15 protein-coding genes and 1 tRNA gene are annotated in these 16565 nt (G+C 63.3%); 5 read left to right on the plus strand and 11 right to left on the minus strand.

What is annotated here, in order from left to right:
* Positions 1–45: 45 nt before the first annotated feature.
* Positions 46–693: a hypothetical protein gene (locus AVZ66_RS01355; RefSeq protein ID WP_058981044.1), complete on the minus strand. Its 648-nt coding sequence runs from the start codon at positions 691–693 to the stop codon at positions 46–48.
* Positions 694–815: 122 nt separating this feature from the next.
* On the opposite strand from AVZ66_RS01355, the gene AVZ66_RS01360 reads away from it, so the two are divergent.
* Positions 816–2204, plus strand: coding sequence for an HD domain-containing protein (locus tag AVZ66_RS01360; RefSeq protein WP_058981046.1), 1389 nt, complete (start codon positions 816–818; stop codon positions 2202–2204).
* Between the two features lie 510 nt (positions 2205–2714).
* Here AVZ66_RS01360 and AVZ66_RS01365 read toward each other — a convergent pair.
* The 3 genes from AVZ66_RS01365 to AVZ66_RS01375 form a co-directional block, all read right to left on the minus strand.
* Positions 2715–3746, minus strand: a complete 1032-nt coding sequence (locus AVZ66_RS01365) for a phytoene/squalene synthase family protein (protein ID WP_082678742.1) — start codon at positions 3744–3746, stop codon at positions 2715–2717.
* Positions 3747–3885: 139 nt separating this feature from the next.
* Positions 3886–5460: a bacterio-opsin activator domain-containing protein gene (locus AVZ66_RS01370; protein ID WP_058981048.1), complete on the minus strand. Its 1575-nt coding sequence runs from the start codon at positions 5458–5460 to the stop codon at positions 3886–3888.
* An 88-nt stretch (positions 5461–5548) separates the two neighbouring features.
* Positions 5549–8080 carry an RND family transporter gene (locus AVZ66_RS01375; protein WP_058981050.1) on the minus strand — a complete coding sequence of 844 codons (2532 nt, stop codon included), beginning with the start codon at positions 8078–8080 and terminating at the stop codon, positions 5549–5551.
* Between the two features lie 127 nt (positions 8081–8207).
* On the opposite strand from AVZ66_RS01375, the gene AVZ66_RS01380 reads away from it, so the two are divergent.
* Positions 8208–8987 (plus strand): TrmB family transcriptional regulator, encoded by a 780-nt coding sequence (locus tag AVZ66_RS01380; RefSeq protein WP_058981052.1) that lies wholly within the window; start codon positions 8208–8210, stop codon positions 8985–8987.
* Here AVZ66_RS01380 and AVZ66_RS01385 read toward each other — a convergent pair.
* From AVZ66_RS01385 to AVZ66_RS01395, 3 genes are all read right to left on the minus strand, one after another.
* Complete coding sequence (locus tag AVZ66_RS01385) at positions 8984–9817, minus strand: alpha/beta fold hydrolase (RefSeq protein WP_058981054.1); 834 nt, start codon at positions 9815–9817, stop codon at positions 8984–8986. The genes AVZ66_RS01380 and AVZ66_RS01385 overlap by 4 nt on opposite strands.
* Before the next feature lie 237 nt (positions 9818–10054).
* A complete protein-coding gene (locus AVZ66_RS01390; RefSeq protein WP_157575569.1) occupies positions 10055–10378 on the minus strand; it encodes a DUF5615 family PIN-like protein in 324 nt (107 codons plus the stop codon).
* 22 nt (positions 10379–10400) lie between these two features.
* Positions 10401–10694, minus strand: a complete 294-nt coding sequence (locus AVZ66_RS01395; protein ID WP_058981058.1) for a DUF433 domain-containing protein — start codon at positions 10692–10694, stop codon at positions 10401–10403.
* A gap of 260 nt (positions 10695–10954) precedes the next feature.
* Here AVZ66_RS01395 and AVZ66_RS01400 point away from each other — a divergent pair, with 260 nt between their 5' ends.
* Positions 10955–12490, plus strand: coding sequence for a transposase (locus AVZ66_RS01400; protein ID WP_197407706.1), 1536 nt, complete (start codon positions 10955–10957; stop codon positions 12488–12490).
* 296 nt (positions 12491–12786) lie between these two features.
* Positions 12787–13749, plus strand: coding sequence for a TIGR00269 family protein (locus tag AVZ66_RS01405; protein WP_058981062.1), 963 nt, complete (start codon positions 12787–12789; stop codon positions 13747–13749).
* 53 nt (positions 13750–13802) lie between these two features.
* Here the strand turns inward: AVZ66_RS01405 and ftsZ are convergent, their stop codons facing one another.
* The 3 genes from ftsZ to AVZ66_RS01420 form a co-directional block, all read right to left on the minus strand.
* Positions 13803–14993, minus strand: a complete 1191-nt coding sequence (ftsZ, locus tag AVZ66_RS01410) for a cell division protein FtsZ (RefSeq protein WP_058981064.1) — start codon at positions 14991–14993, stop codon at positions 13803–13805.
* A 2-nt stretch (positions 14994–14995) separates the two neighbouring features.
* Complete coding sequence (locus tag AVZ66_RS01415; protein WP_058981067.1) at positions 14996–15163, minus strand: ribbon-helix-helix domain-containing protein; 168 nt, start codon at positions 15161–15163, stop codon at positions 14996–14998.
* 174 nt (positions 15164–15337) lie between these two features.
* Entirely contained in the window at positions 15338–15853 is a 516-nt protein-coding gene (locus tag AVZ66_RS01420) for a zinc ribbon domain-containing protein (RefSeq protein WP_058981069.1), read from the minus strand.
* A gap of 120 nt (positions 15854–15973) precedes the next feature.
* Between AVZ66_RS01420 and AVZ66_RS01425 the strand changes: the two genes are divergently transcribed.
* Positions 15974–16047: transfer RNA gene (locus AVZ66_RS01425), tRNA-Tyr, on the plus strand.
* 198 nt (positions 16048–16245) lie between these two features.
* Here the strand turns inward: AVZ66_RS01425 and AVZ66_RS01430 are convergent.
* Positions 16246–16440: a hypothetical protein gene (locus AVZ66_RS01430; protein WP_058981079.1), complete on the minus strand. Its 195-nt coding sequence runs from the start codon at positions 16438–16440 to the stop codon at positions 16246–16248.
* Positions 16441–16565 lie beyond the last annotated feature (125 nt).

The following is a 16565-nucleotide window of genomic DNA, read 5'->3' on the forward strand; positions in this document are numbered from 1 at the left end:
CGGCGAGTCGTCAGGTCACAGGGCGGATGGTTCCGGCTTCTCACTTCAAACTACGTCGCCGCGGACGGTCGCACCGTCGGCCTGCTCGCGGCGGGTTTTCACCGCGTCGGCAGCGATTTCGGCTTCGTCCTCGTCGGCGCCGAGCATCTCCAGTGCGCCCGCCAGCGGCGGGAATGCGAGTTCGCCATCGCGGAGCTTCTGGAAGGCGTCGTCGCTGCGCTGGCCGTCGACCCACAGGCAGACGCCGCGCGGGTCGAGGACGTTCTCGTAGGTCTCGGTCGCGAGCGCGCCTTCGAGGCGCTGGGTGACGTTGTCCTCGAAGCCCGCGTTACAGACTTCGAGGTGAATCGGCTCGTCGTCGTCGAGGAGGTGGGCAGCGAGACAGCGCTCGGGCGCGACGTGGCCGTTGTCGTTCGCGCGCAGGTACTCGGGGTGGTCGTCCGCCCACGACGCGCGCACGGTCTTCCCGACGCCCTTCACGCCGTACTCGCGCTCGAACTCCGCGGCGCGGTCGGCGTCGTCGCCGCGCATGAGGATGTCCTTCGTGAGGTAGACGTCCAGTCGCTCGACGGGGTCGAGGCCGAGCGCGACGTCGCCGTACACCCAGATTTCGCGGACGGGCACCGGCATCTCCTCGTTCTCGACGGCGTCCACGAGGGCTTCGACCCGTTCGACGGCGGCGTCTCGGTCCATCGCTTCTCCGTAGCCCGCGAACGCCGAAAACCGTTCCGCACGCCGCCAATCGAAAGACCGACACGCTCGGAGGCCTTAGTAGTGGTAATCTCGCGCCGGCCGTCGGGCCGGCGACTCACACCATGCCAGCCACGCAGATCAAAGACCCAGTCCACGGCTACGTCGAACTCGAACAGCCGCTCGTCGACCACGTGCTCGACCACCGCGCGTTCCAGCGCCTCCGCCACGTCCGACAGCTCTCCGCGACCTATCTCGTCTACCCGGGCGCGAACCACACGCGCTTCGAGCACTCGCTCGGCGTCTACCACCTCGCGCGCACCGTCTTCGAGAGCCTCCGAGAGCAGTCGTACTTCTACCGGGACGCCACCACCGCGGAGCTCGACGAAATCCAGCGCACGCTCGAATGCGCGGCACTCCTGCACGACGTCGGCCATCCGCCGTTCAGCCATCTCGGCGAGCGCTTCATCGACACCGCCGACCTCCGCGAGCGCCTCGCCGACCGCGGGCTCCACGCTGCCTTCGAGGACGCCGGCGTCGGGGATGCGCCCATCCGGGAGGCGTCCGCCCACGAACTCTTGGGCTGTCTCATCGTCCTCGACGACTTCGCCGACGGCCTCCACGAGATGGGCGTCGACCCCCACGACGTCTGCGCGCACATCCTCGGGTACAGCCTCGAGTACGAGCGCGGCGGCCGCTGGCAGCACGGCGTCGCCGCCCAGATTCTGCACTCGCCCATCGACGTCGACCGCCTCGACTACATCACGCGGGACAACCAGATGACGGGCGCGGACGTGCTCAGCTTCGACACCGACCGCATGGTCGGCTCCTACACCGCCCATCCCGAGGAGGGACTCGCGCTCTCGGACAAGGCCCTCTCGACCATCGGCAACTACCTCGAAGGCCGCATCGCCGTCTACATGTGGGTAACCCAGCACCACAAGTCCGTCTACGCCCACGTGCTCCTCAGCGAACTCCTCGACGAACTCGCCGCGCTCGCGGACGAACCACCAGTCACCGCCGACAGCGTTCTCGACGACGAAATCGACGACAACACGCTCATGGAGCGGTTGCGCGTCGCCGCCGACGAACATCCTGATTCCACGCTCGCAGCGCTCTACGACCGCTTCCGCGCGCGCCGCTTCCCGGAGACGTGCTGGAAGCACCGCATCGCGTACGCCGACCGCGTGGACGCGGACCTCGACGCGTTCAGCGACTGGCTCGTCGCCCACGCCGACCGGCTCGAAGCCGACCTCGCCGCCGAACTCGGCGTCCCCGACCACGAGGTCTGGGTCGAGCAGTCCTACGTCCCCGAGTACGAGCCACAGGACCTCGAAGACATCCCCATCGCGTACGGCGGCACCACGCGCTCGGTCGGCGACTGGGGGCTCTACGGCGAGCGCGCGTTCGACCGCCCCATCCCGTTCGTCTACGTCCCCCACGGCGTCGAGAAGGAGGCCACCGGAACACTCGTCGATTGGTTCCACGCCGAGCAGTACGACCCCGCGGTCTGACGCTGTTCTCGCCTGCAGCCGTCACACGCCCGAGCCGCCTACGTCTCCTGAACCGTCGAAATTCGACTGGCGACAACGCTCGCGCGTTCTCGCAGACGAATTTGTGTCTGCGATTTCGCCACAACCTCGGAGGATGGATTGTTGTGTGCCTTTATTTCTCTGTCTCAACTTCCGGAATAGCTGTGAGGTAGCTACTGCAAGTCTTTTCCAAGAAGTCAGCACGAAAGCGGACCACTACGAAAGACTCTACCTTGATGATAGACTTCGCCCGAAGCACTGGATATTTCACAAACCCCATATATCATATGAAAATATACGCCCACAACACTACCGGACGAGTTTCCACTAGTAGGCTCAGTAAAAGTAGAACGTGAGCGCAACGTCGATTTCGTCGTACCACACGACCGGACGTTTCGCGCGGCCCCTTGCTCGAAGCGTACGACATTAAGGTGAGTTTCCGGCAGGAGTGTCTCCGTTTACAGTCTGACGCCCCGACAGCAGTGCCCCACGTTATGGCCAAGACCGGCCGACCGGCCACTGTGAATAGAGGAAATCCGCGACCCGCCGAATCGGGCGCGTAACGGTTCTACAATTCGGATGACCGGTCGTTTCGGGCGTATCCGTGGACATCTCGCCGGCAGACTCGGGAACCGGGCTCACGTTGTAGAATACCGCTTCTGGATCGCGTTCTCGTCGCCAAGACCACCAAGTCTGTGCAACGAGCCGGAGATAGTCTGTCGTGTCGAGACTCGGTGGCGACGACAGCACGTCGAAGCCCCGCTCGCGGATGAGTCGGTGGTACTCCGCGTAGAGCACCGCGGAGAGGAGGACGGGGAACTGGCAGTCCTCCGGGAGCAGACTGATGCCCGCGACGCCCTCCCGGTAGCGCTCTTCAGTCCGTCGGAGCTCCGTTCGCATGGCGGCCGAAAACCCTTCTGAGGACCGAAGTTCCACGATGTCGTCCTCGGAGACGCCGTGCCGAGCGAGTGTCGTCCGCGGGAGGTAGATGCGTCCGTATTCCGTGATATCCTCGCGGACATCGCGCAGGAAGTTTGTCAGCTGAAACGCCTCGCCGAGCGCTCTTGCGTGGGGCCTGGCGGCCGCTTTCGCGTCGGGGTCCATCACGTCGAGCATCATATAGGCTACCGCGACAGCCGAGCCCCTGAGATAGTCTTCGAGGTCCGCGTACGTGTCGTATCCCACCGGTTCCACGTCCGATTCCATTGCCTCGACAAACACCTCGATTTCGCGGTCGGGGATGTCGTTTCGCCGACGCATCTCGTCGAACGCCGACAGCACCGGCTCGTCCGTCGCCTGCTCCCCCAGAGCCGCCTCGCGGAGGCGTTCGAGTTCCGTCCGTTGGTCCGCTATCGGCCCCGGGTTGGGGTCGTCGACGATATCGTCGGCTATCCGGAAGAACGCGTAGAGGACGTAGGTTGGATGACGTACGCGCTCTGGGAGGAATCGGGTCGCGACGTGGAAGGTCCGACCGGTGTGTTGCTGTATCGCTTTGCTCTCTGCGAGTTGCTCGGTTGTTACCATCTATGGAGAGACGAAAGATGTCGGTGGGGATACCCCGATTACGGGGCAACCCCCTACAGTTCTATGACGGTTCGGCCACGGTATGATTTAGTGCTCCGAGAGTCATGGGAGTCATACCCTACTAGTCAGGTGCCCCGCTTCAGCGCGCGAAGAACTCCCCGATAAGTTTCCGCTCCGCCGCGCGGAGATGTTGGTGAAAGGTCGAGCGAGAGATATCCATCGAGGCGGCCAGTTCTTCCCCGGTGGTGGTACGGTTCGACTCGTAGTATCCACTCAGGTACGCCCGCTGAAGCGCCGTTAGCTGTCGGTCGGTCAGGTTGTTCTCCACGTCCTCGATAAACTCCCGTCTCGTCGTCGGTGGGCGCTCACGCTCGCGATACGCCGTCAGTTCCGTGTCCGCGTACGTCCCGGTGAGCCACTCCGAAACGGTCCGGGAATCCGCGTCCGCGGAGACCTCGACACCGAGGTGGGCCGTTCCGGACTCAGCCGTGATGGATTGGGTTTTCGCTCCCCGTTCGGCGAGCTCGGAGATAATCGAGCCCTCGTTGATTCGGAACTCGAAAAGCCCGGCGTCGGCACCGCTCACGAGCGTTACGTCTTCAACATCGGGGTGGTCGACCGCGCAGTCCGAGAGCATCGAGAGGGACGCATCCGTCGAAAAAAACATCGAGAACGAGCCCCCGGACCGATACACCGACCCGCGGTATTCGAGTCGACAGTCACACTGCGCGGACAGGTCCACGAAAAAGAGGTCGCGGTCGCGAATCTCGAATTCGAGTTCGACGATGTTGTCGGCCGTGAGGGTTCGTCGGCTCTGAGCGGCGTTAATCGCCGTCCCGATTGTCCGACCCAGCGTCTCGACGACAATCAGCTCGTGTTCGTCGAACGTATCCGGGTCGTCGGCGTAGACGGACAGAACACCATAGACCGTGTCGCCGTAGGCAATCGGGACTGCGGCCATCGAACGGGCGTCCGGAACCCGGTCGGCGCATGCGGTCCTTTCGATGTCGGTCGTCAACTGGAGCGACCGGGTGGCGAACGCTTCGGCTGTGGGGTCCTCGGCATCAAGATTGATGGATACGCCCTCAACGGAACCGGCTCCAGCCCATGACGTCGGATCGATAGTCCCCGCGACCGTATCCGGTTCTCCGAACCAGGCGAACACGTACGGATCGGTATCGACGATTCGCTCCGCTACCTCGCGCTCGTTTTCCTCCCGAGACGTTGCCCGCATCAGCGTCTCGGTGACGTCCTGCATCAGTCCGTTGACTCGGCTCACGAGACGTTCGAGGTTCTCCTTGCGCTGTTGCGTCTCGAGTTCCGCTTCGCGACGTGCGGTGACATCGGCCTGAAACCCCGCGAAGTGGGTCACATCGCCCGCCTTGTCTCTGATTGGGGCGACCGTGACTTCGTTCCAGAACCGCTCCCCGTCAGCGCGGTAGTTCACGAGTTCGACGGTGACGGACTCCTCGTCCTTGATGGCTTCGCGTAGCCGTGTAACCGCTTCCGGGTCCGTATCCTTGCCCTGTAAGAACCGGCAGTTCCGCCCGAGAACCTCGTTGCGCGAGTACCCCGTCAGGCGCTCGAAGGCGTCGTTGACGTAAACGAGTGGGTTGTCCTCGCGGTCGACGTCGGAGATAGTGATGCCAATCGGCGCCTCGTCCATCACCCGCTCTTTGAGTTCGAAGTCCACGTCGAACTCCGGTGTGGTCATGGTCGGCGTTACCAAAGCGGGGTAATAAATACTCGTGTGAGCCGACTGGGCCCCGTGATTGTCGACTGAGTTGACGTGTTCGCCGCCGCTAATTCACAGTTCCCGCCTCCGCACTGGAGTCGTCTGTCACCCGCGTCCACACGACCAAGAGGCTCGGGAGCACGAGGACACTGGAGAGGAAGGCGAAGCCGATGGCCAGGCTCGTGATGAAGCCGAAGCGCTGGAGCGAGGGCACGAGCGCGAGCATCAGCACGCTGAAGCCCGCGATTGTCGTGGCGGCGCTCGCGAGGAGCGCGCCGCCCGTCCCCTGAACCGTCCGGCGGAGCGCCGGAACAGGCTCGCCGTTCTCGGCCCGTTCCTCGACGAACCGCTCCCCGATATGGATGGCGTAGTCGACGCCGATCCCGATGCCGATAGAAGCGATGATGGCTGTCTCCGTAGTGAAGGAGAGCCCCGCGAGATACATCGCCCCGAACAGCCACGCCTGTGCGAGCAACACGGGGAACAACACGACGGCGCCGAGTGTAAGCGAACGGTAGCGCACCCAGAACGTGAGCGTCAGGAACGCGAGGATGACGCAGAAGGTGATGAGGAAGCCGTCGACAAGGGTCGTCAACAGCGAGCGCTGGATGATTTCCTCGATGATCGGCCCGCCGGTCGCGGTCACCGTGAGGGCGCTCCCGCCGGCCATCGACGACGCGACGGTACGCATTTCCGTCGTGATGGCCCCGGTGTCCGCGGTGCCCGAGAGGCCGACGGTGACTCGGAGCGCACGGTACTTCCCACCCTGTCGGTGAATCGTGGCGGCCGCCTCCCCCGGCGCGGCCGCGTAGACCGCATCGTAGACGCCCGCGAGGTTCCGGTCGGGAACGCCGTCGCCATCGGTGTCGGCGTCCTCGACGACAGCCGCGACGGTTTCGTTACGCTGTGCGACCGCCCGAACGGTTTCGACGGGACCTGTCACCTGGAGGCTGTCGTCCGCAAGCACCACCGCGGAGGAGGTGTTTCTGAGGTCGGCTCGGGCGTCGACGAATCGGTCGAGGGTCCCGCCGTCAGTTACCGTACCGGTGACGAGGAACTCGGCGTGAGACTGGCCGCGGGCCTGCGCGAACGCGCCGTTGAGGTACTCTGCGTTCGCCCGCAGTTGGTAGTCACTGGGCTGGAACGGGCCCGGGAGCGAGTCCATCCAGTCCGGCGAGTCGCGCGGGAGGAAATCCGTCTGGTCGATGGACGTATCGATGTCCGTCGCGGCGACGCCGCCGCCGGCGGCCAGCAGGACGGCGACCAACACGATTGCGGTCGGCGCCCGGTCGGCGATATCGGCGCCGACGCCGAGGACGCGACCGAGGCGGTCGCCGCGGCCGAACGGAGTCGCGCGACCGGGCCAGCCAATGCGTGTGCGGAGTTCGTCGATTTCGACCTTCAGCGCCGGGAGAAGCAGGCCAAAGACGAGGAACGCCGCGACGATACCCACCGCGCTGACGACACCGAAGTCCTGAATCGAGGTAATCGGGCTGACGGCGTTCGAGAGGAATCCAACCGCGGTGGTGAACGTCGCCGCGCCGATGGCCGCAACGACCCCCGCGAGACCGCGGCGCATTGCGACGCGGGGCGGGATATCGGGGTCGTCGGCTTGGGCCTCGCGATAGCGCATCACGACGTGGAGCGCGTAGTCGATACTGAGCCCGATGAGCAGGAACGGAACGGCGATGAGAATCTGGGTGAGGCCGATATCCGCCCAGCCCATGAACCCGACCATCCACGTCAACACGAGTCCGACACCGACCAGCCCGAGTATCACGTCGACAAGATCGCGGTAGGCGATTCCCAGAACGACCACCACGAGGAGGAACGCGACCGGTGAGATGATGGCGAAGCTCTCGCCAGTGGCCTGACCGCTCTCCTCGCTGACGATGCCGGCGCCGAAGACGAAGCTTTCCCCCGGGAGACCGTCAGCGGCGATGTCCTGAAGGGCGAGTTGCGCGTCAACCACGTTCGTCGGCAGGTCGTCACCCGTCTGCTCGCTCGTATCCTGAAAGACCAACAGGACGCGGCCCGACGCGGTGGTGCTCTCGGCTTCGTACGACGTGGGGAGGAGAGCGTACGGGTCCGTCGAACCGCGTGTCTCTCGGTCCGGGTCGAGGACGCGGGCGACCGTCTCCGCCACCTCCTCCTCCGACATGGACTCCAGTTGCGCGATTTGTTCGGCGAGCGTCGGCGGCGGGCCCCTCCCGCCCTCGGCATAGACGGCGGCAGTGGCGATGATATTCGAGAGGCCGACCATCGACTGGCCGTCCGCAAGCGTTGCGTTTATCGATTCGTTCGCGCGGGCGGCCTGTTGGAAGCGCAAGCCGGCCAGGAGCGACTCCTTCGAGAGGGCGTTCTCGTCACGGACGATAACTTGGACCGTCGTCGTGTTCTCGCCCTCCGTCGTGAAGTTCTCCTGGATGTAGTCGGCGGCGTCGGCCTCGGGCGAGTCCGTGCTGAAGCTGGCGATGGAGAGCCCGAAATCGGCGCCGCCCGCGGCGCTCCCCACGAGGACTGTCGACAACAGGAGCGCGACGATGACCAGCCGACTGTGGTCAACAACCGCCGCGGCGTAGCGCTCGACGAGTTTCATACCCTCGCTCTGCACAGCATGAGTATAAATGTTTGTAGGTTCCTACAAAATATATACAGCCCACATCCACTCGACTGATAGGCCCTGATATCGAAGGGGGAGTCGACCCGGGGACAGTCCACCCACCATGAGCACACAAGACGCAGTCGCGGCGCTGACACGGCTCGGTCTCTCGAACTACGAAGCCAAGGTGTTCGTCGCCCTCCAACGACTCGGCACCGGAACTACACAGGAGATCAGCGATATTTCGGAGGTGCCGCGCTCCCAAGTGTATGGCGCCGCGGACGACCTCGCCGAACGGGGCCTCGTGGAGGTCGTCACCGCTTCCCCGAAGGAGTACCGGCCGGTGAGTCTCGAGGCCGCCCGCCAGCAGTTGACCGACCGAATCGAGCGCGAGCGCGACCGAGCGTTCGAGAACCTCGAATCCCTCCGGGCCACGTCCCCGGACAGCGGGGGCAATCGTGCCGTCGCGACCGTCCGCGGGAGTCGGGCTATCGACGACCGCATTGCGGAGCTCATCGCGACGGCGTCGTCGGAGGTTGTCTTCGTCGCGCCGGAGCCGGCATCGCTCACTGACGACATCGAAGCGGCGCTCCGGGAACGCGGGGCCGCCGGCGTCGCGGCAACGGTCGTCACGGCCGTCGAGTCCGAGCGCGAGCGCTTCGCCGACAGTCCGGTCGTCGTGATGGTAATGGGCGAGGACAACCCCGCTGATTTCGCCGGGCGGGCGTTGATGGTCGACGAAGGGACGGTGTTGCTCTCGGTTGCGACCGACGACGCCGTCGGCGAGGAGGCCATGTGGACCGCCGAGAGCAGTATCGGCCGGATTCTCGCGGAGTTCATGGTGTCCGGTATCGACTCCGGCATGAACCGCGACGGTGGGCCATCCCCTCCGGATTCCAGTTAAACCGTCGCGAGGAACGCCCGGAGTTCCTCGGTTGCTCGCTCCCGCTCGTCCCAGAGGACGCAGTGACCGGCGCCGTCGATATGTACGATCTCTCCGTCGGGAAGGAGCGAGGCGGTCTCCCGTTCCCGCTCGCGCTCCGCCTCGTCTGCGTCGGCTTTCAGAATCAGCGTCGGCGCTTCGATATCGCCGTACGTCTCGGTGGGGTCGACGAACTCGGCCGCGGACACCCGGGCGAGTTCGGGACGCAGTCGGCGCCTGGCTTCGGCCACTCGGCGCGCGAGGTCGGGCTGTCCGCGCTCGGCGAGCTCCCGAAACATCGTGTCGGCTTCGAGGAGTTCCTCGACGCTCTGGGCTTGCCACTCCGCGATTTGCTCCTCGATGTTCCACCCGGGCCCCTCGTCTTCTTCTCCATCGTCGTCCCTGTCATGCATCCAGACGGGATCCTCAAGCACGACGGCACGGGGCCGCTCCGGTCGGCGGGCCGCGGCCTCCGCGACCGTGTCGGCGCCCATCGAGTGACCGAACAGGATGGGGATTTCGAGCGCGAGCGCGTCGAGCAACCCGTGCAGGTCCGCCGCGCGCTGGGGCGCACCGTACGCCCCGTCGGGCGCGTCGGAACGGCCGTGCCCGCGAGCGTCGTACAGCACGACGTCGAAGTCGTCCGCGAGTTCGCGGGCGAGGTCCAGCCGACAGTAGCCGTCGTCGGTGAAGCCGTGGGAGACGACGAACGGCGGGCCCGACCCACCACTGCGGCAGTAGTGTAATTCGATGCCGTTCGCCTCGACGAACCCCCGCTCCCACTCCTCCGGTGCTTTGGTACGTTGACTCATCTGGCTGAGTCCCTCGACCGGGGTGGAAAAATCATTCGGCGGTTCGGCCGTATATAGCCCACGTCTCGCTTGTACGTGGGAATGTAGCCCGCAACACGACCGGAGGAGTTTCTACTAGTAGGTTCAGTGAAAGTAGAACAGGGCTCGGCGGCGAGTGTGTCGCTCGTCTTCGAGCGCGTCATGTATCCGCGGTTCATCCTGGCGAAGCAGAGGACGGGTTCACAATAGATACATCGCTTAGACCCACGCGTCGAGTTCTTCCCGTCCGCCGAAACGCTCGGAATCGCCATAAGCGTCAACCATCGAAAGCAGACCGGACGCGACCTGATAGGCGGGCATCGTGTCGTCGTAGAGCAACACGACGCCCGCGTGCTCATCGGCGTCCAACCCGCCGAAGTCCTTCACGTCGCTCGTCACGATAATCAGATTCTGCTCCCGAGCGTACGGAAGTACATCCTGTTCGTCCTTCGCGCCCTGCCACAGCGCATCTCGAACGTGCTCGGTGTCGACGCCTTCCTTTTCGAGATAGTTTGCCGTCTTCGGATCGATGTTCTCGTCCAACAGAAAGCGCCACGCCGCCATTTCAGGCTGTGTCGGGGTCCACACCCTCGGGGCGGTCTATCGTCTCCCGGAAGTCAGCCATCGCGTCCTCCCGGGTGTGCTCTACGTCACGCATCTCCCGGGGGTGGTCGTGGTAGTAGGCGAGCGCGTGGTACACGTCCGCCACGTCGAGGTCGTAGCGGTCGGCGACCGTCTCGGGGTCAATGTCGCGCTCCTCGACGAGGGCGTACACCTGCCGGACGCTGACCCGCCGGTCCCGAACGTGGGGTTCGTCCATGAGGTCTTCGGAGATGCGGCGGGTGTCGCCCTCGGACATACGTGTTCGTTGCGTCCGAATCTGTAAAAGCGTGCCGCCGCTTTCGCACGGCGCAGGCTACGAGTGGAAACCTATGACTACTGTTATCGACACCACCTGTATCTAACGATTGGCTATCCGATTCTGTTAGTGACTGACGTTCAACAGGCTCACTTTGCCGGCATTCGACTCGGTACGTAATGGCTGCTTCATCCGAGCCGGCATCTGACCGATCACGGCGGATGACCAACTCGTTCCGCGTCGGAATTCAGATGTCTCGGATGCTGTATTCCGAGGAGCCAGTCAGTACCATTATTGGGGACGTTCCCATTACGACCAATACCCTCGAAGATTCCTATCCAGAGTGGCACCCTGCGCCATATCCGTTTGAAGCAATGCTCCGGTTATTTCTCTACCGCGAGCTCACTGGCAACAGCTACGACGATATCTCAGAATCGTCTGAACTCGCTGCTGAGATCGGTCTCGATAGCATGCCGGACCCGTCCGTACTCTCTCGGACTTGGCGCGACCGATTTGATGAGGCTGTCCGTGAGTTCGTCGAGACCGCAGCACACTATGCAGTCAAAGAAAACCACGACCGAGGCTACGACGACCCAGAAATCAGACCTAAAGAAGACATCATACAGGAAGAAGAATCGGAGCAGAACGAGACTGACGACGAGAAACACGAGGAGTTCACCGACGAACAGATTTTCCGAACAACACGGTTAGCTCGCGAGCATGGGTTCGGGGCATTCGACTCGGGGCGCGCTCAGAACTCGTCCTACGATGATACGCAGTTCTTTGAACTCCAGACCTACATGGGGATGGTCGGGTGTGGAACGGCACAGGGCGCTGCTCGCTTCCAGCTCCAGCGTGGAGTCGAGTACGGCCCCCACGGCGACACCCATCTACGCACCGTCAAGCAATTCGATAGAGATGCCCTCATCGAAGGTTTTGACAGGGCAACAGAGCGATTGCTCTCCCAAATCGAATCAGAGGCGACGTTTCGACGGCCCGTGACAGTTGCTATTGACATCACGACGATTCCCTACCACGGGGATGTAGAGGGAATGCCGATGGTGAGCGGGACGAAAGAAAAACATGAGCGAGCATTCAAATTCGCGACACTGTCGATTGTGGGTCGCAATGTCCCAATCATATTGGCTATCGAGCCTGTTCGGGAAAGTTCGAGTTGGGATGAGAATCCATCAAACAAGGTTCACCGAGTCGTTCGTCGATTAATCCAGCGAGCCCAGGAGCATGTACCAATCGAGATGGTCCTCTGCGACCGCGAGTTCGATTCGATACAGACGTTTCAGACACTCTCGAACCTCGGAGTAGAGTATCTGATTCCGAAGCGGATTTCGAACCAGGAACGTGATGCGATCGATCAGATGGAGGAAGACGGGGTAAATGTCGCAGTTCAGCCGGGAACAATGCATACTGATAGTGGGTCTCATTCGATGCGGTTCCTGTACGTTCCATCGAATAGCGGTGACGGGACAGCAGTCTTCGCGACGAATCGAGTCGTGAAGCCAGCTGAGACAGAGATATTTTGTGATCGGTATCGTCAGCGATGGCAGATCGAGAATGAGTACAAGAGCATCAAGAACGATTTTCTGGCGAAGACGTCCTCAAGGGACTACCGTGTCCGATTGTTCTACTTCGTGTTCGCAGCGTTGCTCTACAATATTTGGCGGATAACGGATGTTCTGTTGAAGGCTGGTGTGGATGGGGAGATGGAGTACGCACCAGAGATTCCGGCGGGGATGGTCGTGGAGATGGTGAGTGCTGCGTTAGTTCCCGTCGATTAGCGTGTAGAGATTGCACACTGGGCCCGCAAATCAGGAGTGGTAACACTACCAGAATGAGGGGAAATGACGGGACTTTCTGTCGGTCAAGTGTGATTTCGAGACTCGAATAGTAGACCGCTCGATTTTGCCCCCCTAAGCGAGGCTAAATTCCTCACAATACGACGGGAAATAAGGCATCCTCCGAAAGTGCGGATTTCGCCGGGGTCGCCTATTTACTATCTCGACATGCAGTTTATCACCGGTCGTCGTTCGGCGAGACGTAACGGTGAAACGCCGGCGCTGCCAACGTCTCCGTAATGGATTGCACCAAGTGCGACCGCGAGGCCGTGATGCACGCGGCGTACTCCGGCGCGCACCTCTGCGACCGCCACCTCTTCGAGAGCGTCGAACGCCGGGTGCGGCGCCGCATCCGCGATGACGACATGCTCCCCGACGACGCCACGCCCGAGAACCCCGAGACGTGGGTCATCGGGCTCTCCGGCGGGAAGGACAGCGTCGTCCTCACGGACATTCTCGAAGAGACGTTCGCCGAGGACCCCCGCGTGGAGTTGGTTGCGCTCACCATCCACGAGGGCATCGAGGGCTACCGCGACGAGAGCCTCGCCGCCTGCGAGGAGATCACGACCGACCGTGACATCCGCCACGAAGTCGTCGCGTACGCCGACGAGTTCGACCTGGAGATGGACGACGTCGCTGAGGACGACCCGCTGGACATGGCACCCTGCGCGTACTGCGGGGTGTTCCGCCGGGACATCCTCGCGCGGTACGCCGAAGAGCACGGCGCGGACAAACTCCTCACCGGGCACAACCTCGACGACGAGGCGGAGACCGCGCTCATGAACATCTTCGAGGGGAACGTCGAACAGGTCGCCAAGCACTTCGACGCCAGCCTCGGGCCGTTCGACGAACGCACACCCAAGGAGGACATGATTCCGCGCGCGAAGCCGCTGCGGGACGTCCCCGAGAAGGAGGTCGCGCTGTACGCCCAACTACGGGACCTGCCAGTCCACATGGCGGAGTGTCCGCACGCCAGCGAAGCGTTCCGCGGCGAGATTCAGGACCTCCTGTTGAAGTTAGAGGAGAATCATCCGGGGACGCGCCACTCCATCATGGCCGGCTACGAGGAATTGGCGGGACTGGCCGCCGATCAGTACAGCGACGAAGACGCTGATGTCGGGGAATGCGAGGAGTGCGGGGCGCCGACGACGCGCGACCGCTGTCGGAAGTGCGCGCTCGTCGAAGCCGTCGACGCGGTCTGAGGGCGTGCGACACCTGTTGCTTCCCGGTCGCTGACCGCGAAAAAACTGGGCGGTTACCGGATGACGTCGAGGCCGTTGTTCTGCTCGACCTCTTCTTTGCCGCCGTCGGAGTGCGCGCCGAACTCGTTGCTCGTGCCGCTGTCGTCGACAGCGCGCTGCTTGGAGTCCGTGGACTCGACGTCCTGCAGTTCCTGACGGGACTTGTCCGCCTGCTTCTGTGTGCTCGGCCCGAGCACCTGCGCGGACTGCACGCCGGTCATGATGGCCATGACACGGACTTTGCCCTTGTAATTCTCCTGAATGCGGGCGCCCCAGATGACGTTCGCGCTCGCGTCCAGCCGCTCGGTGATGTTGTCCGCGATGCCTTCGGCCTCTTTCAGCGTGAGGTCGGGGCCACCCGTGATGTGGACGAGGCCACCGCTCGCGCCGCGGTAGTCGACGTCCAGTAGCGGGTGGTTCATCGCGTCCTTGACCACTTCGTTGGTCTTGTTCTTGTCCTGGGTCTCGCCGACGAGCATCACCGCAACGCCGCCCTGATTCATGATGGCGGTCATGTCGGCGTAGTCGAGGTTGATGAGGCTGGGCTGGGTAATCGTCTCCGAGATGCCCTTGACGGTCTCCGCGATGATCTGGTCCATCACGGAGAACGCCTTCCCGATCGGGAGGTTCGGGACGTAGTCGAGCAGCCGGTTGTTGTCGAGGACGATGATGGAGTCTGCCTCCTCACGGAGCTTCTCCAGTCCTTCCTCGGCCTTGACGGTGCGGGCGCGCTCGACGTTGAACGGCGTCGACACCATGCCGACGACGATTGCGCCCTGTTCTTTAGCGATCTTGGAGACGACGGGCGCGGCGCCTGTGCCGGTGCCGCCGCCCATGCCGGCGGTCACGAACACGAGGTCCGCGTCACCGAGTACTTCCTTGATCGTGCCCTGCGCCATCTCGGTGGCGCGCTCGCCCATCGAGGGGTCGCCACCGGCGCCGAGGCCGTTCGTCAGGGACTTCCCGACGAGAATCTTCGTGTCGGCCTCGATCATCTTCAGGTGCTGTTTGTCCGTGTTGATGGCCACGGTGTCGGCGCCTTCGACGCCGATGTTGTACAGGCGATTGACGGTGTTGTTGCCCGCGCCGCCCGCGCCCACGATGACGATGCGCGGGTCGCCGAACTCGTCGCCGTCGCTGTCGGCGTCCATCTCGCGCTGTTCGGCTTCGGCGTTGTCGAGGGCGTCCTGAACGATGTCCTGCATCGTTACACCTTCGCCCAGCTGTTCGTGCTGGTCTGTTCAGTTTGTTCGTCTATCATCTCACGGACCGCGGACCGAATCGCCTCGCTGCGATTCGGGAACTTGCCTCGTTCGACCATCTGTTCGACCTCGTCGATCTGCTGTTTCGGAATGCGGAGTGTCACACGCTCCATATTTGGTATCCCCGTTGTGGTAAGACGGCCTTCAGCCGCGAGTGTGTCTTACAGAATCGTTTTGCAGGTCATAATCCCGCGCTGTCGTGCGATTCTGTGTAAGACAACCGTCTTACGTACAACTACCCACAGCGTCTCAACGTATATAATTAACGGCGGATGTAAACAAGTGTCTTACCGGTCGAGCGCGTCCGCCGACGCCGTCCGCCGCCCGCAGTGCGGACAGAACGACCAGTCCGCTCGCACTTCGTCGCCGCACTCGCAGAACACGCGGCGAGTCGCCTTCTCCCCGCAGTTCGGACAGAACACGTGGTCGTCTGACAGCGACTCGCCGCACTGCGCACAGCTCTGCTCGCTGCCGCGGTCGGCCGCACGACCACGGTCCTCCGCCCCTCTCCGCTCACGCTGCGGCGTGCGCTGGTCGCCGCGTCGTGGCTCCGCGCGCAGCCCCTCGGCGGCGTCGACCGTAATTCGGACGTTTACGTCGCGCTCGCGCCCTCGCGGGCCGAGTCGCCGCTCGACGAGTTCGTCGACGCGCTCTGCGACGACGTCGTCGATGCTGTCGTCCACATCGGACTCGCCGTCGAGGTACGCCCGCAGCGCCGCGCGCATGACCTCGCTCTTCGACTCGTCGAGGTCGTCGACGGTCTCGACGAGGTCGTCGTCCGCGCGGAAGGTTATCTTCGACATGCCCGTTCGACAACCACTACCACCTCCGGGGACTTCAAGCCATCCCACGCGTCTGACGCCCGTCGTCCGTTTCCGAATGGTAACCCTTAAATCCGAACCACGGCGTACGAAAGAGTGTATCCGCCCTTAGCTCAGACTGGTAGAGCAGTCGACTGTAGATCGACTTGCCCCCCGTTCAAATCGGGGAGGGCGGACTTTCTTCGAACATCCGACCGAGCCGATTTGAGCAGGTCAGTCGCAGTCCCGGACCGGCGTGAAGCGCCGCACGCCCGGAACGTCTGACCGAGTTCAAATCGGGGAGGGCGGACTGGTTTTCGAGTTGATTCGTGGCCGACAGCGCACAGTGTCGTCTTCGCTCGGCTACCGTCGGCAGAACTCGTTCACTCGCCTCGCTAGCCGCTCGCGTTCGCCGTCGCGTTGCGGGCGCGGAGGCCCGTGTGGATGACCGGCGTCGTGAGGAAGACGGCCGCGACACCGAGGAGGGAGGGAACGAGGATGTCTCCGACGGGTGCGAGGAGGGCTGTCAGGGCGAACGTGGCGACGAAGACGGCCCAGCCGCCACAGATGACACACGCTTCGTGTCGCATACCGCACTCACTTCACAGAAAACACATAAGTATCGAGTCGTGTTCTCACGCGCTGCAGTTCCGCTCGCGGACAGGGGCGGGGAACTCCACGTCCCGTACGCCGGCAGTGAATTCGTCCACGAACA

It is taken from the genome of Halobacterium sp. CBA1132, assembly GCF_001485535.1.
Classification (GTDB): domain Archaea; phylum Halobacteriota; class Halobacteria; order Halobacteriales; family Halobacteriaceae; genus Halobacterium.

Excerpts from the sequence above, each read along its gene's own strand:
- AVZ66_RS01355 (WP_058981044.1), bottom strand. The coding sequence starts at position 693 with ATGGACCGAGACGCCGCCGTCGAACGGGTCGAAGCCCTCGTGGACGCC.
- AVZ66_RS01360 (WP_058981046.1), top strand. The coding sequence starts at position 816 with ATGCCAGCCACGCAGATCAAAGACCCAGTCCACGGCTACGTCGAACTC.
- AVZ66_RS01365 (WP_082678742.1), bottom strand. The coding sequence starts at position 3,746 with ATGGTAACAACCGAGCAACTCGCAGAGAGCAAAGCGATACAGCAACAC.
- AVZ66_RS01370 (WP_058981048.1), bottom strand. The coding sequence starts at position 5,460 with ATGACCACACCGGAGTTCGACGTGGACTTCGAACTCAAAGAGCGGGTG.
- AVZ66_RS01375 (WP_058981050.1), bottom strand. The coding sequence starts at position 8,080 with ATGAAACTCGTCGAGCGCTACGCCGCGGCGGTTGTTGACCACAGTCGG.
- AVZ66_RS01380 (WP_058981052.1), top strand. The coding sequence starts at position 8,208 with ATGAGCACACAAGACGCAGTCGCGGCGCTGACACGGCTCGGTCTCTCG.
- AVZ66_RS01385 (WP_058981054.1), bottom strand. The coding sequence starts at position 9,817 with ATGAGTCAACGTACCAAAGCACCGGAGGAGTGGGAGCGGGGGTTCGTC.
- AVZ66_RS01395 (WP_058981058.1), bottom strand. The coding sequence starts at position 10,694 with ATGTCCGAGGGCGACACCCGCCGCATCTCCGAAGACCTCATGGACGAA.
- AVZ66_RS01400 (WP_197407706.1), top strand. The coding sequence starts at position 10,955 with ATGCTGTATTCCGAGGAGCCAGTCAGTACCATTATTGGGGACGTTCCC.
- AVZ66_RS01405 (WP_058981062.1), top strand. The coding sequence starts at position 12,787 with ATGGATTGCACCAAGTGCGACCGCGAGGCCGTGATGCACGCGGCGTAC.
- ftsZ (WP_058981064.1), bottom strand. The coding sequence starts at position 14,993 with ATGCAGGACATCGTTCAGGACGCCCTCGACAACGCCGAAGCCGAACAG.
- AVZ66_RS01415 (WP_058981067.1), bottom strand. The coding sequence starts at position 15,163 with ATGGAGCGTGTGACACTCCGCATTCCGAAACAGCAGATCGACGAGGTC.
- AVZ66_RS01420 (WP_058981069.1), bottom strand. The coding sequence starts at position 15,853 with ATGTCGAAGATAACCTTCCGCGCGGACGACGACCTCGTCGAGACCGTC.
- AVZ66_RS01430 (WP_058981079.1), bottom strand. The coding sequence starts at position 16,440 with ATGCGACACGAAGCGTGTGTCATCTGTGGCGGCTGGGCCGTCTTCGTC.